The sequence below is a fragment of the Streptomyces sp. NBC_01255 genome, from assembly GCF_036226445.1.
Lineage (GTDB): Bacteria > Actinomycetota > Actinomycetes > Streptomycetales > Streptomycetaceae > Streptomyces.
The window spans coordinates 3,910,705-3,932,519 of record NZ_CP108474.1 but is presented as its reverse complement, the minus strand read 5'-3'; the positions used below and the strand labels follow the sequence as shown (position 1 = coordinate 3,932,519).

The 21,815-nt window shown below is 71.5% G+C and carries 22 protein-coding genes; 8 read left to right on the top strand and 14 right to left on the bottom strand.

The genetic code is table 11. The features are described from left to right. The first annotated feature begins 17 nt into the window (after window positions 1-17). The 4 genes from thrC to groL all read left to right on the top strand — a co-directional run bounded on the left by thrC (window position 18) and on the right by groL (window position 4,163). On the top strand, window positions 18-1,304 hold the full coding sequence (gene thrC, locus OG357_RS17340) for a threonine synthase (RefSeq protein ID WP_329622016.1): 1,287 nt from the start codon (window positions 18-20) through the stop codon (window positions 1,302-1,304). Window positions 1,305-1,317: 13 nt separating this feature from the next. After that, window positions 1,318-1,596, top strand: coding sequence for a MoaD/ThiS family protein (locus tag OG357_RS17335; RefSeq protein WP_329622015.1), 279 nt, complete (start codon window positions 1,318-1,320; stop codon window positions 1,594-1,596). 409 nt (window positions 1,597-2,005) lie between these two features. Then, a complete protein-coding gene (locus tag OG357_RS17330) occupies window positions 2,006-2,209 on the top strand; it encodes a cold-shock protein (RefSeq protein ID WP_015035246.1) in 204 nt (67 codons plus the stop codon). 331 nt (window positions 2,210-2,540) lie between these two features. Then, complete coding sequence (gene groL, locus OG357_RS17325; RefSeq protein ID WP_024760532.1) at window positions 2,541-4,163, top strand: chaperonin GroEL; 1,623 nt, start codon at window positions 2,541-2,543, stop codon at window positions 4,161-4,163. 113 nt (window positions 4,164-4,276) lie between these two features. Here the strand turns inward: groL and OG357_RS17320 are convergent, their stop codons facing one another. Further along, window positions 4,277-6,001, bottom strand: coding sequence for a hypothetical protein (locus OG357_RS17320; RefSeq protein ID WP_329622014.1), 1,725 nt, complete (start codon window positions 5,999-6,001; stop codon window positions 4,277-4,279). Further along, the gene (locus OG357_RS17315; RefSeq protein WP_329622013.1) at window positions 5,991-7,607 is read right to left on the bottom strand and encodes a hypothetical protein; all 1,617 of its coding nucleotides are present in this window, start codon (window positions 7,605-7,607) and stop codon (window positions 5,991-5,993) included. Before OG357_RS17315 ends, OG357_RS17320 begins: the two co-directional genes overlap by 11 nt. 201 nt (window positions 7,608-7,808) lie before the next feature. Here OG357_RS17315 and OG357_RS17310 point away from each other — a divergent pair, with 201 nt between their 5' ends. Next, on the top strand, window positions 7,809-8,279 hold the full coding sequence (locus OG357_RS17310; RefSeq protein ID WP_329622012.1) for an SRPBCC domain-containing protein: 471 nt from the start codon (window positions 7,809-7,811) through the stop codon (window positions 8,277-8,279). A gap of 1 nt (window position 8,280) precedes the next feature. Here the strand turns inward: OG357_RS17310 and OG357_RS17305 are convergent, their stop codons facing one another. From OG357_RS17305 to OG357_RS17295, 3 genes are all read right to left on the bottom strand, one after another. Then, window positions 8,281-9,036, bottom strand: coding sequence for a class I SAM-dependent methyltransferase (locus OG357_RS17305; protein ID WP_329622011.1), 756 nt, complete (start codon window positions 9,034-9,036; stop codon window positions 8,281-8,283). Window positions 9,037-9,250: 214 nt separating this feature from the next. After that, on the bottom strand, window positions 9,251-9,991 hold the full coding sequence (locus OG357_RS17300) for a transporter substrate-binding domain-containing protein (RefSeq protein WP_329622010.1): 741 nt from the start codon (window positions 9,989-9,991) through the stop codon (window positions 9,251-9,253). Window positions 9,992-9,995: 4 nt separating this feature from the next. Further along, window positions 9,996-10,925 (bottom strand): aldo/keto reductase, encoded by a 930-nt coding sequence (locus OG357_RS17295; RefSeq protein WP_329622009.1) that lies wholly within the window; start codon window positions 10,923-10,925, stop codon window positions 9,996-9,998. A 137-nt stretch (window positions 10,926-11,062) separates the two neighbouring features. Between OG357_RS17295 and OG357_RS17290 the strand changes: the two genes are divergently transcribed. Then, window positions 11,063-12,610, top strand: coding sequence for an alpha/beta hydrolase (locus tag OG357_RS17290; RefSeq protein ID WP_329622008.1), 1,548 nt, complete (start codon window positions 11,063-11,065; stop codon window positions 12,608-12,610). Between the two features lie 62 nt (window positions 12,611-12,672). Here the strand turns inward: OG357_RS17290 and OG357_RS17285 are convergent, their stop codons facing one another. From OG357_RS17285 to OG357_RS17275, 3 genes are all read right to left on the bottom strand, one after another. After that, window positions 12,673-14,193 carry a PTS transporter subunit EIIC gene (locus tag OG357_RS17285; protein WP_329622007.1) on the bottom strand — a complete coding sequence of 507 codons (1,521 nt, stop codon included), beginning with the start codon at window positions 14,191-14,193 and terminating at the stop codon, window positions 12,673-12,675. A 35-nt stretch (window positions 14,194-14,228) separates the two neighbouring features. Then, a complete protein-coding gene (gene murQ, locus OG357_RS17280) occupies window positions 14,229-15,173 on the bottom strand; it encodes an N-acetylmuramic acid 6-phosphate etherase (protein WP_329622006.1) in 945 nt (314 codons plus the stop codon). Between the two features lie 86 nt (window positions 15,174-15,259). Next, window positions 15,260-16,186 carry a MurR/RpiR family transcriptional regulator gene (locus tag OG357_RS17275; protein WP_329622005.1) on the bottom strand — a complete coding sequence of 309 codons (927 nt, stop codon included), beginning with the start codon at window positions 16,184-16,186 and terminating at the stop codon, window positions 15,260-15,262. 122 nt (window positions 16,187-16,308) lie between these two features. On the opposite strand from OG357_RS17275, the gene OG357_RS17270 reads away from it, so the two are divergent. Continuing rightward, complete coding sequence (locus tag OG357_RS17270) at window positions 16,309-16,665, top strand: hypothetical protein (RefSeq protein ID WP_329622004.1); 357 nt, start codon at window positions 16,309-16,311, stop codon at window positions 16,663-16,665. A gap of 66 nt (window positions 16,666-16,731) precedes the next feature. Then, complete coding sequence (locus OG357_RS17265; protein ID WP_329622003.1) at window positions 16,732-17,001, top strand: DUF4031 domain-containing protein; 270 nt, start codon at window positions 16,732-16,734, stop codon at window positions 16,999-17,001. 5 nt (window positions 17,002-17,006) lie between these two features. Here OG357_RS17265 and OG357_RS17260 read toward each other — a convergent pair whose 3' ends face one another. From OG357_RS17260 to OG357_RS17235, 6 genes are all read right to left on the bottom strand, one after another. Beyond that, window positions 17,007-18,329 (bottom strand): hemopexin repeat-containing protein, encoded by a 1,323-nt coding sequence (locus OG357_RS17260; RefSeq protein WP_329622002.1) that lies wholly within the window; start codon window positions 18,327-18,329, stop codon window positions 17,007-17,009. A gap of 73 nt (window positions 18,330-18,402) precedes the next feature. Beyond that, window positions 18,403-18,633, bottom strand: coding sequence for a hypothetical protein (locus OG357_RS17255; protein ID WP_329622001.1), 231 nt, complete (start codon window positions 18,631-18,633; stop codon window positions 18,403-18,405). 73 nt (window positions 18,634-18,706) lie between these two features. Further along, window positions 18,707-18,907 carry a hypothetical protein gene (locus OG357_RS17250; protein ID WP_329622000.1) on the bottom strand — a complete coding sequence of 67 codons (201 nt, stop codon included), beginning with the start codon at window positions 18,905-18,907 and terminating at the stop codon, window positions 18,707-18,709. A gap of 45 nt (window positions 18,908-18,952) precedes the next feature. After that, window positions 18,953-19,153: a hypothetical protein gene (locus tag OG357_RS17245; RefSeq protein WP_329621999.1), complete on the bottom strand. Its 201-nt coding sequence runs from the start codon at window positions 19,151-19,153 to the stop codon at window positions 18,953-18,955. Window positions 19,154-19,181: 28 nt separating this feature from the next. After that, a complete protein-coding gene (locus OG357_RS17240) occupies window positions 19,182-19,364 on the bottom strand; it encodes a hypothetical protein (RefSeq protein WP_329621998.1) in 183 nt (60 codons plus the stop codon). Between the two features lie 47 nt (window positions 19,365-19,411). After that, entirely contained in the window at window positions 19,412-21,784 is a 2,373-nt protein-coding gene (locus OG357_RS17235) for a S8 family serine peptidase (RefSeq protein WP_329621997.1), read from the bottom strand. Window positions 21,785-21,815 lie beyond the last annotated feature (31 nt).

The window sequence follows — 21,815 nt, the reverse complement described above, 5'->3', positions numbered from 1 at the left end:
GAAAGGGCCTCGCCTCCATGGCTGTACAGACTGTCGCCTCTGCCACCACCGTCGACCTCGGTCCCGCTTCAGGGCTTTCCTGTCGCGAATGCGGTGAAGTCTTCGCCCTCGGTCCGATCTTCGCCTGCGAACTCTGTTTCGGACCGCTCGAAGTCGCGTACGACCTCCCCACCGGTGACCCCGAGGCGCTGCGCAAGCAGATCGAGGCCGGCCCCGCCAACATCTGGCGCTACGCCCCTCTGCTGCCCGTCCCGGCCGACGTCGCCGAGAAGCCGAACCTGAACCCGGGCTGGACCAAGCTCGTCCAGGCCGACAACCTCGCCCGCGAGATCGGTGTCGCCCCCGGCAAGCTCTTCGTCAAGGACGACTCGGGCAACCCGACCCACTCCTTCAAGGACCGGGTCGTCGCGCAGGCCCTCGAGGCCGCCCGCGCCTTCGGCTTCACCACGCTCTCCTGCTCCTCCACCGGCAACCTGGCCGGCGCCGTCGGCGCCGCCGCCGCCCGCGCCGGCTTCCGCTCCTGCGTCTTCATCCCGCACGACCTGGAGCAGGGCAAGGTCGTCATGGCCGCCGTCTACGGCGGTGACCTCGTCGCCATCGAGGGCAACTACGACGACGTCAACCGCTTCTGCTCGGAGCTCATCGGCGACCCGCTCGGCGAGGGCTGGGGCTTCGTCAACGTCAACCTCCGCCCGTACTACGGCGAGGGCTCCAAGACGCTCGCGTACGAGATCTGCGAGCAGCTCGGCTGGGTCATCCCCGACCAGCTCGTCATCCCGATCGCGTCCGGCTCGCAGCTCACCAAGATCGACAAGGGTCTGCAGGAGCTCATCAAGCTGGGCCTCGTCGAGGACAAGCCGTACAAGATCTTCGGCGCCCAGGCCGAGGGCTGCTCCCCGGTCTCCGCCGCCTTCAAGGCCGGCCATGACGTCGTCCGCCCGCAGAAGCCGAACACGATCGCCAAGTCGCTCGCGATCGGCAACCCGGCCGACGGCCCGTACGTCCTCGACATCGCCCGCCGCACCGGCGGCGCCGTGGAGGACGTGAACGACGAGCAGGTCGTGGACGCGATCAAGCTGCTCGCACAGACCGAGGGCATCTTCGCCGAGACCGCGGGCGGTGTGACCGTCGGCGTCACGAAGAAGCTCGTCGAGGCGGGGCTGATCGACCCGGAGCTCACCACCGTCGTGCTGAACACCGGCGACGGCCTCAAGACCCTGGACGCCGTGGCCGAGGGCTCGCAGGCGACCGCCACCATCCGCCCGAGCCTGGACGCGTTCCGCGCCGCGGGCCTGGCCCTCTGAGAGGTACGAAGACATGGCCGTGAACGTCCGCATCCCCACCATCCTCCGCACCTACACGGGCGGGCAGTCCGAGGTCCCGGCCGAGGGCGCGACCCTCGCCGAGGTCATCGCGGACCTGGAGAAGAACCACACCGGCATCGCCGCCCGCGTCCTGGACGACCAGGGCAAGCTGCGCCGCTTCGTCAACGTGTACGTGAACGACGACGACGTGCGCTTCGAGCAGGGCCTGGAGACGGCCACCCCGGCCGGCGCGGGCGTCTCGATCATCCCGGCCGTCGCCGGAGGCTGCTGACCCCTCGGCTGACGCATCGTCTGTCCCGTCTTTCTTGAATTGCCCCTTCCGCGACATAAAGCGGAGGGGGCAATTCTGCATGGTTAAGCGGGGTAGAGTTGGGGAAGTCCCCTCCGCTGCTCATGCCGGACGCATATGAGAATGCGTCCTTGCGCGTCAGGAAGCAGCCAAAGTGCATGTGCGTTGTGTACGTTCTGCGCGTTTTGCCGGGCCCGACTTGCCCCGGAACTCCAGGGATTCTCCCTAATTCCCCTTTCCGCCATGCCCAGAATTCTCGCTCGAATGACCTGTTGCAGAGGGCAGTTGGGCAGATACATTCAGCGGCGGTCGACGCGTTCCGGCGCAGGGTCTGACCCCGGGTCCGCGAAGTGCGGTTCCCGCGCAAGGGCCAGTAATAGGGGAGTTAGGCATGGCTCAGGGCACCGTCAAGTGGTTCAACGCGGAGAAGGGCTACGGCTTCATCGCGGTCGACGGTGGTGCGGATGTTTTCGTCCACTACAGCGCGATCCAGATGGATGGCTACCGCAGCCTCGAAGAGGGGCAGCGGGTCGAGTTCGAGATTTCGCAGGGCCAGAAGGGTCCGCAGGCGGACATGGTCAAGCTCGCCGTCTGAGCGCGGCGCGATCGGCCACCGACGCAACGCCGTCGAGGGGCCCGCATCCCCCAGGGGAAGCGGGCCCCTCACGCGTTTCCGGACCCGTGCCGCACCTGTGCCGACCCGTGTCAGGACTGCCCGAAACCCGAGAGTCGCTTGCACTCTCCTAGGGCGAGTGCTAATCATTGGCGTTAGCACTCGGAAGGTGAGAGTGCTACGAGGATCGGGCAGACGAGGTCGCCGACCGGGTGGGGCAGGGAACCACACGGAACACGCGGAGGCCGTCCGTCGCGGGCGTCGGCGCGGTCCTGGAGCGTTATCCACCCCATGTCCGGGAGGACCACTTCACATGGCCAAGATCATCGCGTTCGACGAGGAGGCCCGGCGCGGTCTCGAGCGCGGCATGAACCAGCTCGCTGACGCCGTCAAGGTCACCCTCGGCCCCAAGGGTCGCAACGTCGTCCTCGAGAAGAAGTGGGGCGCCCCCACGATCACCAACGATGGTGTCTCCATCGCCAAGGAGATCGAGCTCGAGGACCCGTACGAGAAGATCGGCGCCGAGCTGGTCAAGGAAGTCGCCAAGAAGACGGACGACGTCGCCGGCGACGGTACGACCACCGCCACCGTTCTCGCCCAGGCGCTCGTCCGCGAGGGCCTCCGCAACGTCGCCGCCGGTGCCAACCCCATGGCCCTCAAGCGCGGCATCGAGAAGGCCGTCGAGGCCGTCTCCGGTGCGCTCCTCGAGCAGGCGAAGGATGTCGAGACCAAGGAGCAGATCGCTTCGACGGCCTCCATCTCCGCCGCCGACACCCAGATCGGCGAGCTCATCGCCGAGGCGATGGACAAGGTCGGCAAGGAAGGCGTCATCACCGTCGAGGAGTCCCAGACCTTCGGTCTGGAGCTGGAGCTCACCGAGGGTATGCGCTTCGACAAGGGCTACATCTCGGCGTACTTCGCCACCGACATGGAGCGCATGGAGGCGTCGCTCGACGACCCCTACCTCCTGATCGTCAACTCCAAGATCTCCTCCGTGAAGGACCTGCTCCCGCTCCTGGAGAAGGTCATGCAGTCGGGCAAGCCCCTGCTGATCATCGCCGAGGACGTCGAGGGCGAGGCCCTGTCGACCCTGGTCGTCAACAAGATCCGCGGCACCTTCAAGTCCGTCGCGGTCAAGGCCCCGGGCTTCGGCGACCGTCGCAAGGCCATGCTGAACGACATCGCCATCCTCACCGGCGGCACGGTCATCTCCGAGGAGGTCGGCCTCAAGCTGGAGAACGCGGGCCTCGACCTGCTGGGCCGCGCCCGCAAGGTCGTCATCACCAAGGACGAGACCACCATCGTCGACGGTGCCGGTGACAGCGAGCAGGTCGCCGGTCGCGTGAACCAGATCCGCGCCGAGATCGAGAACTCGGACAGCGACTACGACCGCGAGAAGCTGCAGGAGCGCCTGGCGAAGCTCGCCGGCGGTGTTGCGGTCATCAAGGCCGGTGCCGCGACCGAGGTCGAGCTCAAGGAGCGCAAGCACCGCATCGAGGACGCCGTTCGCAACGCGAAGGCGGCCGTCGAGGAGGGCATCGTCGCCGGCGGCGGCGTCGCCCTGGTGCAGGCCGATGGCGTCTTCGACAAGCTCGAGCTCGAGGGTGACGAGGCCACCGGTGCCGACATCGTCCGCAAGGCGCTCGACGCTCCGCTGAAGCAGATCGCCGTCAACGCCGGCCTCGAGGGCGGCGTCGTGTCGGAGAAGGTCCGCAACCTGCCCGTCGGCCACGGCCTGAACGCCGCGACCAACGAGTACGTCGACCTCATCGCCGAGGGCATCATCGACCCGGCGAAGGTCACGCGCTCCGCGCTGCAGAACGCCGCGTCGATCGCCGCGCTGTTCCTCACCACCGAGGCCGTCATCGCCGACAAGCCGGAGAAGGCGTCCGCGCCGGCCGGCGGCGGCATGCCGGGCGGTGACATGGACTTCTGATCCTCCGGGATCGGTGGTTCATCGCAGTACCGCAGTACTGCTGAACGTGACCGAGGGCGGCACTCCCCGACTGGGGGGTGCCGCCCTCGGGCGTTGTCACGGGAATCGGTGGGTCAGCGCACGTCGACGTAGTCGCCGCCGGCCGCGGCCGGGGTGTTGAAGTGCCTGCTGTCGCCGTAGTGGCGGATGCGCCAGGTGCCGTCCCCGGTGGCCTTCGCCTTCAGGGAGACGTTGCCGCTCGCGTTCGACCGGCCGGTCGCCATCTGCTTCCAGGTCGTGCTGCCCCGCGGCTGGAACTGCAGGACGACCGGAGCGTTTCCGTACGCCCGCCAGGCCCAGTCCGCGTAGTGCTGGAGGCCGCCGGTGACCGTCACGTACCCGCCCTTGGCGACCGGCTCGGGGCCGGCGTTCAGGGAGACGATCCGGGTGTCGAGACGGGTGAGCCGGAACGACGGAGTGACGGACTCGGCGAACTGGTCGGTGGTGAGGTGCCGGACGCGGAACCAACCGCCCTTGCTCGCCGCGGAGAGCGTGAAGTCGTTGAAGTAGGCCGAGTTCACGCTCGCCCAGGCGATCGCCTTCCAGTCGCGGCCGACGAGCTGCTCCAGCCGGACGAACTGGGACGTCTCGAAGTTCGGTTCCGGCACGTACCGGGCGCGGAAGGTGCCGGAGACCGTGACCCGGCCGTCGGCGGAGAGCCCGTACGTACGGAGGTCGGTGCGGGACTCCAGCGGGATGGCCAGCGCGCCGTGAAGATCCGGGAAGCTTACGTACCGGTCGGGGGATTCGACGAACCAGTTGCCCGACTCCTTGCCCGCGATGGCGACGAGCCGGGCGGTGAACCGGCCGTCCGTGCCGGTCCGGACGACGGCGCTCGGGCCCGTTCCGTAGGTGGGGCCGCCGAGCCGCACGCGGACCTGGTGGCCGGCGACCGGCGCGCCCGCCGCCGCCGGGTCGGTCATCCGGCCGCTGATGGTGACGGTCTGCCCGTTGAGCGCCCGCTTCTTGTCGGCGGTGGCGGTGACGGCCACCTTGCGTGACACGTAATCGGAGACGCTGAGGTAATCCGTCACGGTGCCGTGGATCTCGGGGGTGTCGGCGGTGACCGTCGTCCGGAAGTGGATGGCCGAGGTGCCGAGGTCCTCGCTGGAGATCGGGAACGGCGGCGACGTGAACCGGCCGGCCGCGTCGGTGACCGCCTGTTGTGCCGCGCTCCATGTCCCGTCCTGCGCCGGGCTGGTCCTCTCGATGGCGACCGGCCTGTCGGACAGCGTGACCCGGTCCCCGGAGCCGGGCTGGATGCCGACGACGGTGCCCGAGGGGCGGGCGTTGCGGTCGGCGTACGTGGGCTTGGTGGGGACGAGGGTGACCTCGGGACGGAGCCGGAAGTCGAGCTGTCCGGCGTCGGTGCGGGTCTGCTTGTTGCCGAGGGAGTCGGTGGCGGTGACGTCGATGGCGTACGTCCCGAGGGCCGGGATGCGCCCGCCGTCCTCGACGAGCTTCAACGTGGCGGCGTCCGCGAGCCGGAAGAGGTTGGCGGCGCTCGGGTCCCAGGGGTCGGGGACCACAGGGAGCGTCGGGATGTCGACGAGGACCGTGGAGCCCTGCCGGACCGTGGCCGAGACCTTGGTGATCCTGGCGTTCGGGGCGTCGGTCCAGGCGGTCACCTGGAAGATGCCGCGCTGGGCGTCGTCGGTGACGGCCCGGCCGATGCCGACGAGCGTGGCGGCGTGGGCGGCGGGCGCGGCCGTGACCGTCAGGGTCCCGGCGGCGAGCGCGGCGGCGGCCAGGCCCGCCGTCAGGGAGCGCCTGCAGGAGGCGGAGAGATCAGCGCGCATCGATGTACTTCGCATTCGTCTCGCTGTAGAAGTAGCTGCCCGTGGTGTTGAGGTACAGCGCCCAGGAGCCGTCGCCGTACGCGGTGGCGCGGTAGCTGAACCGGCCGTTGGCGTCGGTGGTGATGCCCTGGTTGACCCAGTACCACTGGCTCTCGCCCTTGGGCTTGTAGACCAGGGTCACCTTGGTGCCGGGGAGCGGCTTCCAGAGGCCGCCGACCTTGCGCTGGACGGTGCCGGAGACCGTCATCTTCCCGTTCACCGTGGGCTGCGTGGGGCTGACGCCGAAGGCGGAGAAGCGGGTGGGCGTGCGGGCCCGCTTCAGGGACGTACTCCCCTTGGCGACCAGCTCGTTCGTCTCCGGGTGGTAGATCCGGTAGAGGGCGCTCTCGTAGCCCTGGGTGGTGAAGGTGTAGGAGCAGCCGCTGTCGGTCATGCCGGAGCGCAGGACGCGCCAGGTGGATCCGGCGTCGAAGGAGACCTGCAGGTGCACGGGCTGCCCGTTGCGGCAGTAGGCCGACCCGAACCCGCCCGTGGCGGTGAGCTTCCCGTGCTCGTCCAGGGTGATCGTGTGCGGGGAGTACGAGAACTGCTGCGGTACGGCGATGTCGCTCTTGGCGTACGGGCGGGAGTCGCCGAAGTACGGCGAGGGCCGCAGCGACGTGTACACGAAGTCGGTGCTGTACTGGGCCCGCGCGTTGAAGGAGAAGGTGCCGGTCGCGGAGGAGGTGGCGCTGCCGAGGACGTTCGTCGTGGCGGCACCGTAGGACTGTTCCCCGGTCGCGACGACGGGGGCGCCGGCGAAGCGCTTCCAGCCGGTCGGCGTGTACCGCTCCACGTGCCCGGTGACCCGCACGTCCGTACCGGCGCGCACGCGGTACTTGTTCACGTCGGCGCTGATCCGGTAGAGGAGTGTCTCGACGCCCAGGGACGGGACGTAGGCCGCGTTGTTCGGGTCGTTGACGGTGCCGGCGGTGACCACGGTCGCGCTGCCGGACACCCAGCCGTTCGGGGTCAGCGTCACGGAGAAGCTGCCGTCCGTGCGGGTCGTGGCGCTGGAGTTCACGACCCCGCCGGTGCCGTCCAGCGAGGTGAGGGTGATCGCCACCTTGGTGCCGCCGGGCGCGGCGGTGCGGGCGCCGGTGGCGGGGTTCCAGAGGGTCGTCTTTCCGGAGAGGACGGCCTGGCGCTGGTCGTAGCTGGTGCTGGTGCGGTTCCAGGACACGTCGGTGACGCCGATGTGCGGCCGGTAGCTGTAGGTGCCGCCGGTCGACTGCTGGGTGGTCCCGCCGGGCAGCCGGTAGTCGACGCGTACCGGGTAGTCGCCGAGGGCGGTGCCCTGCGGGAGCGCGAAGGGCGCGTCGGTCTCCCAGTCGACGTTGTCCGTGGTGAGCGCCTCCGTGGAGGCGAGGACGGCGGCGCCGGGGGCGGTGGAGGCCAGGACGCTGACCTTGATCCAGAGCGCGTTGGCGGGCAGTTTCAGGCGGTAGCGCCCGTCGTCCAGCGTCATGCCGGACAGGCTCGTCGCATCCGCGTGCGCGGCCGGGGCGTGGATGACGGCGGGCACGATGACACCCGCCGAGAGAGCGAAGACGGCTGCGGCACGCACAAGGGCGTGCGGAAGCCTGCGCGTTGAGCGCGGCAAAGGGACCCCCCACAGGTCTGTGATGGCGGCGTCGCCGTGATTCGGGGCGGCCGCGTGGCAGAACTTTAGCGCTCACCTGTTGAACGTGTTCACTCCCTTTACGGAAGTGGCTGTGGGGGCGCACCGGAGTGATGCTGGAAGGGACACCGTGGAAGGGCCGAGCCCATGGTCACCCTGCTGACGACACCCGCCGACCGTGAACTGGTCATCACCCGGACCTTCGATGCTCCGCCGGGCCGGCTGTGGGAGGCCTGGACGCGCCCCGAGCACGTACGCGAGTGGTACGGCGCCTCCGGGCTGACGACGACGGTCGTCGACGTGGACCTGCGGGTGGGCGGCGCCTGGCGGTGGGGCCAGACCGCCCCGGACGGCCAGGAGATCGTCTTCTCCGGCACGTACGAGGAGATCGTCCCGGCGGAGCGGCTCGACTACACGGAGGTCTTCGAGCAGATGCCGGACACGGCCCCGGTCCGTGTCACCCTCACCTTCGACGCGACCCCGCACGGCGGCACGGCCCTGACCAGCACCTCTCTCTGGCCCTCGAACGAGATCAGGGACCAGGCGCTGGCGGCGGGCATGGAGGCGGGCGTACGCGAACAGTACGACCGCCTCGCGGACCACGTCCGGACGATGTGAGTCAGGGGTTACGGAAGAGCGCCGTCCAGAGGAAGGGTTCGCCGAAGTGCGCGGAGGCGGCGGGTTCGTCGCGCATGCGGCGGACGTCGATCTCCGCCAGGTCGGCGAAGAGCGCACGCAACTCCACGTCCGTGTAGGCGAGTCCGCCGTCCAGCTTGCCCTGCCGGTAGAAGTCGGCGTCCGGCAGCTCCGAGCCCATGCCGCCCTCCCCGGCGGCGAACGCGGTGAGCGCGAAGTGCCCGCCGGGCGCGAGGACGCGGTCGAGGAGCGCGAGGTAGCTGACGCGGCGGTGCGGGGGCAGGTGGTGGAAGCAGCCGGAGTCGTAGACGAGGTCGTACGGGCCGTCCAGGACGTCCGGTTCGTGTGCGGCGAAGGCGTCGCCGCACACGAAGCGCACGCTCTCCGCCGCGCCGGCCTCGCGGGCGCGTTCCTCTGCCCAGCGGATCGCGGTGGCGGAGAGGTCGACGGCGTCCACCTCGTACCCGAGCGACGCGAGGTACAGGCTGTTCCGCCCGGGCCCGCACCCGAGGTCGAGCACCCGCCCGCCGGCCGGGAGCAGGCCCCGCTCGACGTACGACACCAGGTTCTCGTCGGGCTTCGCGACGAAGAACGGCACCGGCTTGTCCCGGTCGGCGTAGAACCCGTCCCACCAGTCGGCGCCGCCCTCGGTCCACCGGTCGGCACCGGGCGCGAACAGCCCGTCGAGCAGGCGCAGTACGTCCTCGACGGTACGGATGTCACGGTTGTTCAGGTCCATGCGGATCCCCCTCCGAATCGATCTCCAGGATAAGGGGTGGAGGGGTAAAAGCCCAGGTCAGAGGTGGTGTGCGGGTCCGCTGCGCGGGCCGTGCGCGGCCGTTGGGCGGCCGCGTGGACCCCCGGACCGGATCCGGTGCGCGAACCCCTGCGGGCCCTCCCTCAGGCCCGGGACGAGGCCTTTCCGGAGCCTGCCGGGAAGGGTTTCCGCGCCACTACGCGGGCGGGGCCAGGAGCGCCGGATCCTGGCTCGCGCGGCGCAGGGAGGCGGCGACGAAGCCGTTCGCCTTCAGCTCCTCGACGGTGTCGCGGAGGAACGCGACGGTCTCGGGCCGGCGGCCGACGGTCGTCCCGACGGCCTGCCGGATCTCCATGAACCGCCCTTCGAGCAGCCGGACTTCCGGATGCGCGGCGGCGTACGCGGCCATCGGCTGCCGGATGCCCGCGCCGGCCTCAAGACCCTCGGCGCGGAACACGTCGACGCCCTCGTCGCCGCGCACGACGGTCGCGTGGGCGAGGGAGCGGGAGAGGAACAGGTCGTACGCGGAGCCCTGCTTGACGCCGATCCGGACACCCGGGGCGTCCACCTCCGCGACCGTGCTGATCGCCGAGTCGCGCGGCACGGCGTACGCGCCCTCGATGACGACGTACGGGGGCGTGAACGCGACCTCCTTCTCGCGCGCCGGATCGACCGCCAGGAAGCAGAGGTCCGCCCGGCCGTCCGCCATCGCCCCGAACGACTTCCGTGCCGCGTCGAAGCAGAGGAGCTCGACGGGCAGCCCGAGCCGCGCGCCGAACTCCCGCGCGAGGTCGACCGTGATCCCGGAGGGGGCGTCGGGCGTGCCCTGCGCGAGGACCGGGTTCCCGAGGTTGACGGACGCACGCAGGGTGCCGGTGGGCGCCAGGTCGGCGGCGGTGCGCGGGGAGGGTGCGGTGTGGCCGGGTGTGGTCGTCATGGGGTCACTTTGCCTGAGGTGTGCGGTGCAGGTCGTTCAGGAGGGTCAGGTCCTCGGGGGTCAGGCGGAGGGCGCCCGCCTCGACGTTGGCGGCGAGGTGGGCGGGGTCGCCGGTGCCGGGGATGGCGAGCAGGTGGGGGCCCTGGTGGAGGGTCCAGGCGATGCGGACCTGGGCGGGGGTCGCCCCGTGGGCCTTCGCGACGGCGAGGACCTCGGGACTCTCGGGGGCGGTCGCTCCGCCCTGGCCACCGGCGGCGGCGATCGCGTAGAAGGGGACGAAGGCGACGCCCTGCTCGCCGCAGAGACGGACGAAATCCTCGTACTCGGGGCGGACCCCGATCCCGTACATGTTCTGCACACAGACGACCGGGGCTATCGACTGCGCCTCGGCGAGGTGGTCGGGGGTGACGTTGGAGAGGCCGAGGTGGCGGATGAGGCCGGCCTCGCGGAGCTCGGCGAGGGCGCCGAACCGTTCGGCGATCGAATCGGTGCCGAGGACGCGGAGGTTGACGACGTCGAGGTGGTCGCGGCCGAGCTGGCGCAGATTCTCCTCGACCTGCGCGCGCAGCGCGGCGGGGGTGCGGGCGTGCTCGCTCCAGGCGCCGGAGGAGTCGCGGCAGGGGCCGACCTTGGTGGCGATGACGAGGTCGTCGGGGTACGGGCCGCCGAGCGCGCTGTTGATCAGCTCGTTCGCGGAGCGGAGCGGCGAGAAGTAGAAGGCCGCCGTGTCGATGTGGTTCACCCCGAGCTCGACGGCCTTGCGCAGGACGGCGATCGCGTCCGCGCGGTCTCGCGGTACGGCGTTCTCGATGAGTGCCTCGCCACGCTGGGGCAGCCGCATGGCGCCGAACCCGATCCGGTTGACGACGAGGTCGCCGCCGAGGGCCCAGGTGCCGGGGGGAGTGGTGGCGGGAGTGGTGTCGTGGGAGGTCATGCGGTGATCATCCCCCGAACGCCCGCTTTCGCTCCGAGCGGGGCCGTACGCCCCCCTTCCGGGCGGGGGTTGTCCCCACGCTCGGCCCGCGTGCCTGCCGGATGGGGCGGACGGGACCGCTGCACGAGGCTGTGCGCATGACAACGAACCGTGGACGCAAGACGCTTGTCCTCGCCCTCTCCGCCGCCGCCGTCGCCGGTGCCGCTCTCTCCGGAGGCGGTGCCACCGCCGCTGCCGCCACTGCCGCCACCGGCGGGGCCGGCGCCGGGCTTGCGTGGGGTGACTGCGCCCCGGCCCTTCGGCCGCTGCCCGGACAGCGGTGCGCCATGCTCTCCGTACCCCTGGACTACGCCCGGCCCGACGGGGAGCAGATCCAGCTCGCCGTCTCCCGGCTGCCCAGCACGCGGCCCGAGGCGCGGCGCGGGACCCTGATGGTGATCCCGGGCGGGCCCGGCAGCTCCGGGGTGCAGCGGTTGGCGCAGAAGGGTGCCGTCCTGGCGAAGGAGATGGACGGGGCGTACGACCTCGTGGCCTTCGACCCACGTGGGATCGGCGGCTCCGCCAAGGCGCGGTGCGGCCTCGACGAGGGCGACCGGTGGATGATGACGCTGCGGTCGTGGCCGAGCGCCGACGGGGGCGTCGAGGAGAACATCGCCCGCTCGAAGCGGGTCGCCGAGGCCTGCGCCCGCAACGGCGGCGCCATGCTGCGCGGGCTGACCACCGCCAACCAGGTGCGGGACATGGACCGGCTGCGGCAGGCGCTCGGCGAGCGGGAGCTGTCGGCGTGGAGCGTGTCGTACGGGACGTACGTGGCGGCCTCGTACGCGGAGAAGTTCCCCGGGCGTACGGACCGTTGGGTGCTCGACAGCAGCAACGACCCGGACCCGAAGCGGGTCGCCCGGGGCTGGCTGGAGGGCATGGCGCAGGGCGCCGAGGACCGTTTCCCGGACTTCGCGGCCTGGGCGGCGCACCCCGACCGGGCGGTCGAGGGGCTGCGGCTCGCGGAGCGGCCCGAGGACGTACGGGCTGTGCTCATGGACCTCGCGGGCCGGCTCGACCGGGAGCCGCATGCCTCCGTGCTGCCCGGCGCGCCGGGTGCGCCCGTGACCCCCGGGCCCCCGCTCACCGGGTCCATGCTGCTCCAGGCGCTCCAGCTCGCGCTCTACTCCGACGGTTTCTTCCCGTCCTTCGCGCAGATGGTGACGGAGGCGCTCGACCCGAAGGGCGAGCCGGTGCTGCCGCGCGAGCTGGCCGGTGCGATGCCGGACGACGCGGCGGCCATCACCGTCGGCGTGATCTGCAACGACGTGAACTGGCCCGCGTCCGTACCGGCGTACGAGCGGGCCGTGGCGAAGGACCGGGAGCGGTTCCCGCTGACGGCGGGGATGCCGGCGAACATCACGCCCTGCTCCTTCTGGAAGGGCGGGGCGGTGGAGAAGCCGGTCCGCATCACCGACCGGGGGCCGTCCAACATCCTGATGATCCAGAACCTGCGCGACCCGTCCACGCCGTACTCCAAGGGGCTGCGGATGCGGGAGGCCCTCGGCCAGCGGGCGCGGCTCGTCTCCGTCGACCACGGCGGGCACGGGGTCTACTTGGGCAACGGGAACGCCTGCGGTGACGCGGCGGTGACCCGCTATCTGACCGAGGGTGTCCGGCCGTCGGAGGACGTTCTCTGCCGATGACGACCACGGGTACGGGAAGGGCCCGGGTGGCATGTGCCGCCCGGGCCCTTCCCGTACCCCTGTCAGACCTTCGCCGGTTCCGGCTCCGGAGTGGTCGGAGTGGTCGGGGTCGTCGCGGTCGGCGTCGGTCCGCCCGCCGCCACCGTCACCTCGGAGGCCGTCGCCGCCTCCGTGTCGACGTCGAACTCCTCCAGGAGCTCCTTGCTGAAGCCCCAGAAGTACGTGGCGACGAATCCGGCCGCGTAGCCGACGAGCAGGCCGCCCGCGTAGATCGCGATCGTCTCGCCGAGGCCCTTGTTGCCGTCGAGGAGCGGGAAGAGCGCCCAGCCCGACGGGCCGATCGCGGTCGAGCCGACCGAGTCGCCCAGCATGCTGAAGAGGCCGACGAAGCCGCCGCCGAAGGCGCCGCCGACGCAGGCCGTGATGAACGGGCGGCCCAGGGGGAGCGAGACGCCGTAGATCAGGGGCTCGCCGACGCCCAGGAAGCCGGCCGGGAGGGCGGACTTGATGGTGCGGCGGATGGAGCCGTTGCGAGGGAGCTTGAGGTAGACGGCCATGGCCGCGCCGACCTGGCCGGCGCCCGCCATCGCGAGGATGGGGAGGAGGACCGTGTATCCCTGCTGTTCGATGAGCGTGGTGTGGATCGGGATCAGGGCCTGGTGCAGGCCGAGCATCACGAGCGGGAGGAAGAGACCGCCGAGGAGGAAGCCGGCTCCGGCGCCCGCGTTCGCGAGGAGCCAGTTGGCGAACTCGCCGATCGCGGTGGAGATCTCACCGGCGACGAACATCAGGCCGAAGATGGTGACGAGGCCCGAGATGAGGACGGTGAGGGTGGGGGTGACGAGGACGTCGAGGGCCTCGGGGACCCAGCGGCGGCACCACTTCTCCACGTACACGGCGAGGATCGCCGCGCCCAGTGCGCCGAGTACGCCGCCCTGGCCGGGGGAGAGGGTCTGGCCGAAGGCGTCGATCTTGGCGACGCCGGGGAAGACGATGATCGCCGCGACCGCGCCGCCGAGGATGGCGGTGCCGCCGAACTCCTTGGCCGTGTTGTAGCCGACGAAGACCGCGATGAGCGCCATGAAGCCGCTCGCCATCGCCGCGAGGGCGGGGGTGACGCCGGGCAGCCAGCCGAGGTTGATCAGCAGGCCGTTGAGGCCGGCGATGATGCCGCAGCCGATGAGGGCGGGGATCAGCGGAACGAAGATGTTCGCGATCCTGCGCAGGAAGAGCTTGAACGGGGTGGCGTTCTTCTGCTTCTGCGCGGCCTTCAGGGCGGCGCCCTGGGCGGCGAGGTCCTCGGCCGTGTGGACGGGCTGAGGGGCGGCGGCCACCAGGGCTTCGAGCTCGGGGGTCACGCGGGCGACGGTGCCCGGGCCGAGGACGATCTGGTACGTGTCGTCCTCCACCACACCCATCACGGACGGCAGGGCCTTGAGGGCCTGGTCCTGGACGAGGGAGCGGTCACGCAGGCCAAGCCGGAGGCGGGTCATGCAGTGGGCGACCGAGGAGATGTTCTCGGCGCCGCCGACGAGGGGGAGGATCGCGGCGGCGATGGCGCGGTTCTTGTCGTCATTGCTCATGGTGCGGTGGGCCTTGCTGTGCGGGGGTGGGGGTGTCAGGTGGTCGTCGCGTGCAGCGCCGCACGCAGGTGACCCTGGGAGACGGTGAGGCGACTCGCGGCCGTGGGGGCGTCGATGTCGGCGAGGATCATGAGGATCGCGTTCTTCACCTCCCCGTCGGCGGCGGCGAGGGCGGCCTCGATCTGCTCGTCCGGCGCACCGGTGGCGAGGGCGACGATCCGCCGCGAGCGGGCCTGGAGCTTCTCGTTGGAGGCCCGGACGTCGACCATCAGGTTTCCGTAGGTCTTGCCGAGGCGGATCATCGTGATGGTCGAGATCATGTTGAGGACGAGCTTCTGGGCCGTGCCGGCCTTGAGCCGGGTGGAGCCGGTGAGGAGCTCGGGGCCGGGGACGACCTCGATGCCGTGCTCGGCGGCGGCGGCGAGCGCGCTGTCCGCGTTGCAGGACAGGCCGATGGTCAGCGCGCCGTGCGCGCGGGCGTGCTCGACGGCGCCGATGGCGTACGGGGTACGGCCGGAGGCGGAGATGCCGACCACGGTGTCGTCGGCGGTGAGCCCGAGCGCGGTCAGGTCCTTCACCGCGAGCTCCTTGGAGTCCTCGGCGCCTTCGACGGCCTTGACCATGGCGGAGGGGCCGCCCGCGATCAGGCCGACGACGACGGAGGGGTCGGTGTTGAAGGTGGGCGGGCACTCGCTGGCGTCGAGGACGCCCAGGCGGCCCGCGGTGCCGGCGCCCATGTAGATCAGCCGGCCGCCGCGTGCCATGCGCGCGGCCGTGGCGTCGATCGCGGCGGCGATGGCGGGGAGCTGGCGGGCCACGGCGGCGGGGACGGTCTGGTCCTCGCCGTTCATGGTCCGGGCGATGTCCAGGGTCGGCAGCCGGTCGATCTCGGCGAGCTCGGGGCGGAACGCCTCGGTGGTGAGGGTGGCCAGCTGGGCGCGGAGCTCGGAGTAGGTGGCGGACGTGGCGGAGGTGGACATGTGCGGCTCTTTCGGTGCGTGGACGTCGTCGGCGTCGTTGGCGGTCGACGTGTGACGCTCGGCGGGCGGGTGGTCTGCGCGAACGGTCAGCGGGTCCGGGGCGAGTGGCGGTGGGCGAGGGCTTCGTACGAGGCGGCGAGGGCAGGGGCCGCCGTCTCGTACGTACGCTGGGTGACGCAGGTGAACAGACAGTCCACGACCAGGAGTTGGCTGGTCCGGGACGACATGGCCGCGGGGCGCAGTTCGCTCTCGCGGGCGGTGGAGGTGGTCAGGACGTGGTCGGCGTACTGCGTGACCGGGCCGTCCGGGCGGCCGGTGATCGCGACCGTGGTGGCGCCGTGGTCGAAGGCGACCCGCAGCGGCTCTATGACGTCGCCGGTGGAGCCGGAGTGGGTGATGGCGATGGCGACGTCGCCGGAGCGGAGCTGTACGGCGTTGGTGACGGCGAGGTGCGGGTCGCTGTGGGCGTGCGCGATCAGGCCGATGCGGAGCAGCTTCTGGCCGAGGTCCTGGGCGACGAGTCCGGAGGCGCCGACGCCGTAGATGTCGATGCGGCGGGCGGTGGCGAGCGCGGCGACGGCGGCGCCGAGCTGGACGGTGTCGAGTCCGGCGGCGGTGTCGGCGAGGGTCTGCTGCTCGTCGTAGGCGAGCTTGGCGACGACGTCGGCGACGGGGTCGTCGACGGCGATGTCGGCGGTGACGGCGGGCGCGCGGCCGGACTGCTGCTGTGCGGCGAGGCCGGCGAGGGCGAGGCGCAGGTCGCGGTAGCCGGGGTAGCCGAGGAGCCGGGCGGTGCGGACGACGGTCGCCTCGCTGGTGCCGGTGAGCTCGGCGAGGCCGGTGACCGTGAGGGCGGCGCAGCCGGCGGGGTCGCCGGCGACGGCTTCGGCGACCCGCTGCATCGAGCGGGTCATGGAGGGCGCGAGGGTCCGCACCTTGGCCGCGAGGGCGGCGGGCGCGGGGGGCGCGGCAGGCGCCTCGCTCGTGAAACTTTCCTTCACTTCATTGGTCACATCTGAAAGATACTTTCGGCCGGGCGGGCCGACAAGACCCCATCGGCCCGGATCGGCCCCGGGCGGGTCCCGGAAACGGACGGGACCTTCGCCCTTTCCCGGCGGCGGGTGACAATGAGTGCATGGACGAGATCGACCCCGTGGAGCAGGCGCTGCACGCCGCTCGCGCGCTGGTAATGGCCGACCTGGTGGCCCGAGAGGTGGCCGCCGCCGAGGTCGTGTCGATGGTGGAGGACGCGGTGGCCCACCGGCGCTGGTGGGTCGAGCAGTGGCCCGAGGGTGTGACGTACGTCGCGGGGCTCGTCGCCCAGGACGTCCAGGACGCCCTCCTCGAACGGTACGGACGCTGGCCGCTCTGCCCGGTCTGCTCCACGGGCGACCCGCACGCCCTGGACGTGGAGCCCGAGCTCGGGCCCGACCCGCACTGGGTCTGCGGCAAGCAGGGAGTGGTGGTCGCACCGGTGGGCAGGCTGACGTGAGCCTCTGCATCGACCCGGTGGGGTGCCCGGCGTGAGCCTTTACATCGACCCGGTGGGGTGCCCGGCGTGAGCCTCTACATCGACCCGCCGACCTGGCCGGGGCACGGCCGCATGTGGTCGCACCTGGTCAGCGACGTCTCCTTCGACGAGCTGCACGCCTTCGCCGCCTCGATCGGCGCGCCGCCGCGCGCCTTCGAGCGGGACCACTACGACATCCCGTCGGAGCGGTACGCGGACGCGGTGGCGGGCGGCGCGGTCGAGGTCGGCTCGAAGGAGCTCCTCCGCCGCCTCACCGAGGCGGGCCTGCGCCGCCCGAAGAGCCGCCCGGCGCCCTGAACCCGTCAGCTGCGGGTCACGCCGACCTGGATGTGGAAGTGGTCCTGGTGGGCGTTGCGCAGCGCGACCGTACCGCCGTAGTCCGGGTAGATCACGAAGCCGCTGCCGCCGAGGTCCGGCATGGGCCACTTGTTGGCCGGCCCGATGCCGTTCGCCTCGCACTCGTACGTGGCGTACCGGAAGGCGGTCGAGAACAGCCCGAACCCCAGTGGGTCCACGGCCGGGTCGATGCGGACCGTGACACCGGGCGGGCGCGGCAGGTTGCCCCAGTGCGTCTTCACCGACCGCGTGAAGGCCGCCCCGCCCGACGTACCCAGGATGCCGGAGAGATCGAGCGCCCGGCCCTCGTTGTGGCAGTCGTTCGCCGGGCCGTTTCCGTGCCCGATGCCCAGGTGGAGCAGCTCGGTGACGTCCGGTGCCGACGAGTTGATCCAGAGGGTGAGCCGGTACAGCGCGATCAGCATGCGCTGGTCGAGGTTGTCGATGACGGCGGACGCCGGGTTGATCTGGTTCGTGTAGCGGATGCCGCCGAACGACGGTGGGCTCACCACGACCCGCTGGCCGGGCGCCGGCGCCACGATCCCGGCCGGCCCGTCGACGAACGCCGGGCTCTTCAGGGTCAGTTTGCCGCGTCGGATCAGGTCGGCCATGAGCTTGTTCGCCTGGGTGGGGGTCAGCAGGCGGGCCGGGGCCAGGGCCCCGGAGGGGGTGGGCGCGAGACGGAAGGAGGCGTCCAGAGGACCGCTCGCGTCCACCCGGTCGGTGTCCACGTCGAAGCGCTGGAACTGCCCGCCGCGGAAGAAGTACGCGAACCGGCCGCCCGGGTGGACGGCGGCGTCCACACCGTCGGGGGTGAGCCCGGTCCAGTTGCCCGCGATAGGGCGGGGATAGTCGGGGTCGACCCGGTCGGCGGTGACGTCGTACCGCACGTAGGAGTCGCCCTTGAAGAGGTACACCTTGCCGTTTCCCCAGTTCACGGCCGCGTCGACGCCGGTACGCCAGTCGGTTCCGCCGCCCGCGCCGGTGGGCAGACCGGGCCAGCCGGCCTCGACCGTGAACGGCGGGTTGGGCGGCAGGTAGTCGGGCTCGACGCGGTCGGAGAGGTTGTCGTAGCGGAGATACGTGCTCCCCGTGAACGCGTACGCCTTGCCCGCACCCCACCAGACGAAGGCGTCGGGGGAGCGGGGGAGGCCGGGCCAGTTGGAAAGAGGCAGTCCGGAGTCCTCGCGGAGGCCCGTGACCGAGTCGTACCGGTCGTAGGTGTCGTCGTCGAAGAAGAGATATGTCTTGTCGTTCGGCCAGGAGACGGCCGACCTGAGTGTGGCCATGGTGGTCTCGGCTCCTTCCTGCGGGGACGGGCCGCCGGTGGGGCGGACCGTCCCCTTCCCTTTCCCCCATCCCTCACAGGACGCCGTTCCACCGGCAACCCGTCGGGGCGCATTGCCAACCGCGGCCGTAGCTGTGCACGACCGGCGCAGGGGCCCCGGGCAGACTCCCGAAGTTGCCCCGCGGCTGGACGTGCACGTGCTGCTCCACCTTGTTGACGTCCACGAAAGTGACGACGAAGCGGTACGGCGGGTAGTGCTCCCGCCGGTCCACCGCCGGTGCCGGCTTCGGCAGATCGAGTCGCATGGTGCTTCCTCGGATCGGGCGGGACCGTGCCGGGTGCCTGCCCCGGCACCGGTCCCGCCGGGTGGCTCAGGTCTCAGATCGGCAGGATCTCGCTGAGGAGGCCGCCCAGGAACCCGTTGGCCGCCGCGCCGCCGGAGGTGTCGCCACCCTCGGGGTGCTTGCCGCGCTGGACGGGTGCGGACTGCTGGGGGAGCTGGAGCCGGAGCTGTCCGGCGGTGGACCGGCGCGGCGTCTCGCCGCCGGCCTCGGGGGTGGTGTGGGTCTCGTCGAACATGGTGCTCTCCTTCCTTTTCGTCTCCCGCTGCGGGGCGTGAGCCCGTCAGAACGGGATGATGTCGCCGAGCAGGCTGCCCAGCAGGCCGTTGGCCGCCGCGCCGCCGGAGGTGTCGCCACCCTCGGGGTGCTTGCCGCGCTGGACGGGTGCGGACTGCTGGGGCAGCTGGAGCCGGAGCTGCCCGGCGGTGGACCGGCGCGGCGTCTCGCCGCCGGCCTCGGGGGTGGTGTGGGTCTCGTCGAACATGGTGCTCTCCTTTCCTCGAAGGCTCCGGTCAGCCGGCCACGCCGTACTGGGCGTAGCACATCTGCCTGGCCGGGCCGGTCATGGTGGCGCAGGAGGACTTGGCGGCCGCGACGCCGGTACGGGCGTCACGGGCTCCGGCCTCGGGGCCGTCACGCTGGACGGGACGGGCCTGGAGCGGCATGGCTCCCGGGCGGTTGCGTCGGGTGTCCATCGCGGTGTCTCCTCTCGGTGGTCGACGGGAGTCTCAGGACGGGAGTCTCAGAAGGAGCCGAGGAACGTGTGGACCGGGGCGAGGGTGACCGGCAGCTCGTCGCTCACGTCGATGGTGAACAGGTACGAGAGCCGGGACCTGCGTTCGTCCTCGGGGTCGTAGAAGGTCACGGTCACGTCCTGGCAGTCCGAACCGACCCTGCAGTACGGGCTCTTGGCGACGGTGATGGTGTCGAGCGCGTAGAGGTTCTTGGTGGAACCCGGCACCTTGCTCGCGGACAGCAGGCCTTCCGCGATCTTGTCGCCGAACAGGAAGGCGTTGGTGCCCATGAAGTTGAGCGCGCGGTCGGCGGAGGTCTGGCCGAGGTTGCGGAACTGGTAGTAGATCTTGTCGAGGAGGGCCCGGATCGTCAGCTTCAGGTCCTCCTCGTCGCGGAGCTGGACCTTGGCCTGCTTCTTGTCGGCCACCGGCGGGGCGTCGGTGTCCTTCTTGACCTGGTCGAAGACGAGGTCGACGAGCGCTGCCTCGTTCCACGTGTACAGACCGCGGCTCTTCACCTCGACCACGGGCACGATCTGACCGGAGTAGAGGCGAGTGGTGCGGTTGGTGAGGACACCGGGTACGGAGACACGGGAGATGTATCCGTCGCGTTCGGCGGGGTCGTCCGGGTTGAGTGCCTGGCCCGCGACGGCGTCGCGGAACACCCGGTAGACCGTCGAGACCGGCGGATTGGCGAAGAGGCGGAACAGGTCGGTGTCGGTCTTGCCCTGCTCGGTGGCGATCCGGTCCGGCGCCTTGCGGGCGCGCTGGGCTTCCACCGGAGGGACCAGTGGCTCGCTCCAGTCCATGCCGGCGGAAGGCTCGGCCTCCAGCGCGTACACCGTGGCGCCGTCCATGGTGAGAGTCCAGGTCACCTTGTCGGAGACCCAGGGGGAGGTCGCGAGGTAGTCGCGGAGCTGGCGGGGACTGTACGGGTCCGGACTCTGCTCGACCACCTTGCCGTCGATCGTCGCGTCGACGTACGGCATCTGCTGCCGGAAGCTGTCCCGGCGCGCCTCGGTCGGGTAGTCGAAGCCGATGGTGCCGATGACGTAGATCAACGGACGGGGGAACGCACCGCCTCCGCCTCCGCAGTTGCACGTGGCCGGGTCGCCGCCGCAGCCACAGGCAGGGCGTACCCCGGCGCTTGTCGTGGTGTGGGGGGCGTGAACTGGGGGCGCAGACGGTATCGGTTGGGCCGGGGCGGCCTGAACAGGGGCCGGGGCCTGGGCGGCAGGAGCCGGTGCCGGTGCCGGTGCCGATGCCGGCGTCTGGACCTGGGCCGGTGCCAGTGCCGGAGGCGCGGGCGGGACCGGAGGCGGGGGAAGGGCCTCGCCGTCGGCGGTGATGCCCGCCGGTACGGGTGGGGCCGCCGGTACGGGCGCGGCGGGTGTCCCGTACGACGCGGGGGTCTCGTACGCGGCCGGGGCGACGTTCGGCGCCGGGGCCTCGGACGGCGTGGGGGCGGCTGCGGGAGTGGTCACGGCTGTCTCCTCTTTCCTGGTGGTGATGAGGGCGTGCGCCCGGACGGCGTCCAGGCTCCCGCCGAGCCCGCGGCGGCAGACCGGGGCGTCCGGGTCGGCGCAGTCGGGGGCGGTGGCCGTCGAGAGCAGCGCCTGCCCGGCGGCCCTCGGGTCCGCCGCCCCGCCGCCGGCCAGCTGGGCGGCGACGAGCAGGGCGGCCGTGCCGGCCACGAGGGGGGTGGCGAAGCTGCTTCCCGTCAGGTGGGCGAGGCCGCCGCCGGGAGCGGCGCCCTCGATGTCCTGCCCCGGGGCGAGGATCCCGTGGGCGCGGTAGGCCGCACCCCAGTTGCTGATGTCGAGCGGCCGGCCGTCGGCCGCGGCGGCGCCGACGGCCAGGACGGAGGGGACGGCGGCCGGTACCTGGACGGTGTCGGCCCCGTCGTTCCCGGCGGCGGACACGACGAGGACACCGCGGTCCTCGCACAGCCGCAGGGCGCGGTCGAGGATGGGGTCCGCAGACCCGTCCGCGGCCTGTTCGCCGCCGCTGATGTTGATGACGTGCGCTCCCGCCTCGACGGCCTGTTCGATGGCGCGGGCCAGGTCGAGCTGGGGCACCCGGCCGTCGCCGCCGTCGCGGAAGACCGGCAGGATCAGTCCGCGGCAGCGCGGGGCGAGCCCCGTGACGGATGTGCCGGGGGTGCCGAAGACCAGGCTGGCGACGTGCGTGCCGTGCCGGGACATCGGCCCCTGCCCCGCGGGTTCCTGTACCAGCGTCGGCAGTCGGGTGAGTTCGGCGCCCGCGAAGCAGGGGTGGGACAGGTCGACCGGCCCGTCGAGCAGGGCCACGCAGACGCGTGGATCCCCGAACGGCTGGTCGTGCCGTGCGCCGAGGTCCCCGAGAATCGCCCGAGCCTTCATTCCCGACCTGCTTTCCGTGCCCGTGGGCACC

Coding starts and splice junctions, on each gene's coding strand:
- thrC (WP_329622016.1), top strand. CDS start 18: ATGGCTGTACAGACTGTCGCCTCTGCCACCACCGTCGACCTCGGTCCC.
- OG357_RS17335 (WP_329622015.1), top strand. CDS start 1,318: ATGGCCGTGAACGTCCGCATCCCCACCATCCTCCGCACCTACACGGGC.
- OG357_RS17330 (WP_015035246.1), top strand. CDS start 2,006: ATGGCTCAGGGCACCGTCAAGTGGTTCAACGCGGAGAAGGGCTACGGC.
- groL (WP_024760532.1), top strand. CDS start 2,541: ATGGCCAAGATCATCGCGTTCGACGAGGAGGCCCGGCGCGGTCTCGAG.
- OG357_RS17320 (WP_329622014.1), bottom strand. CDS start 6,001: ATGCGCGCTGATCTCTCCGCCTCCTGCAGGCGCTCCCTGACGGCGGGC.
- OG357_RS17310 (WP_329622012.1), top strand. CDS start 7,809: ATGGTCACCCTGCTGACGACACCCGCCGACCGTGAACTGGTCATCACC.
- OG357_RS17305 (WP_329622011.1), bottom strand. CDS start 9,036: ATGGACCTGAACAACCGTGACATCCGTACCGTCGAGGACGTACTGCGC.
- OG357_RS17300 (WP_329622010.1), bottom strand. CDS start 9,991: ATGACGACCACACCCGGCCACACCGCACCCTCCCCGCGCACCGCCGCC.
- OG357_RS17295 (WP_329622009.1), bottom strand. CDS start 10,925: ATGACCTCCCACGACACCACTCCCGCCACCACTCCCCCCGGCACCTGG.
- OG357_RS17290 (WP_329622008.1), top strand. CDS start 11,063: ATGACAACGAACCGTGGACGCAAGACGCTTGTCCTCGCCCTCTCCGCC.
- OG357_RS17285 (WP_329622007.1), bottom strand. CDS start 14,193: ATGAGCAATGACGACAAGAACCGCGCCATCGCCGCCGCGATCCTCCCC.
- murQ (WP_329622006.1), bottom strand. CDS start 15,173: ATGTCCACCTCCGCCACGTCCGCCACCTACTCCGAGCTCCGCGCCCAG.
- OG357_RS17270 (WP_329622004.1), top strand. CDS start 16,309: ATGGACGAGATCGACCCCGTGGAGCAGGCGCTGCACGCCGCTCGCGCG.
- OG357_RS17260 (WP_329622002.1), bottom strand. CDS start 18,329: ATGGCCACACTCAGGTCGGCCGTCTCCTGGCCGAACGACAAGACATAT.
- OG357_RS17255 (WP_329622001.1), bottom strand. CDS start 18,633: ATGCGACTCGATCTGCCGAAGCCGGCACCGGCGGTGGACCGGCGGGAG.
- OG357_RS17250 (WP_329622000.1), bottom strand. CDS start 18,907: ATGTTCGACGAGACCCACACCACCCCCGAGGCCGGCGGCGAGACGCCG.
- OG357_RS17245 (WP_329621999.1), bottom strand. CDS start 19,153: ATGTTCGACGAGACCCACACCACCCCCGAGGCCGGCGGCGAGACGCCG.
- OG357_RS17240 (WP_329621998.1), bottom strand. CDS start 19,364: ATGGACACCCGACGCAACCGCCCGGGAGCCATGCCGCTCCAGGCCCGT.
- OG357_RS17235 (WP_329621997.1), bottom strand. CDS start 21,784: ATGAAGGCTCGGGCGATTCTCGGGGACCTCGGCGCACGGCACGACCAG.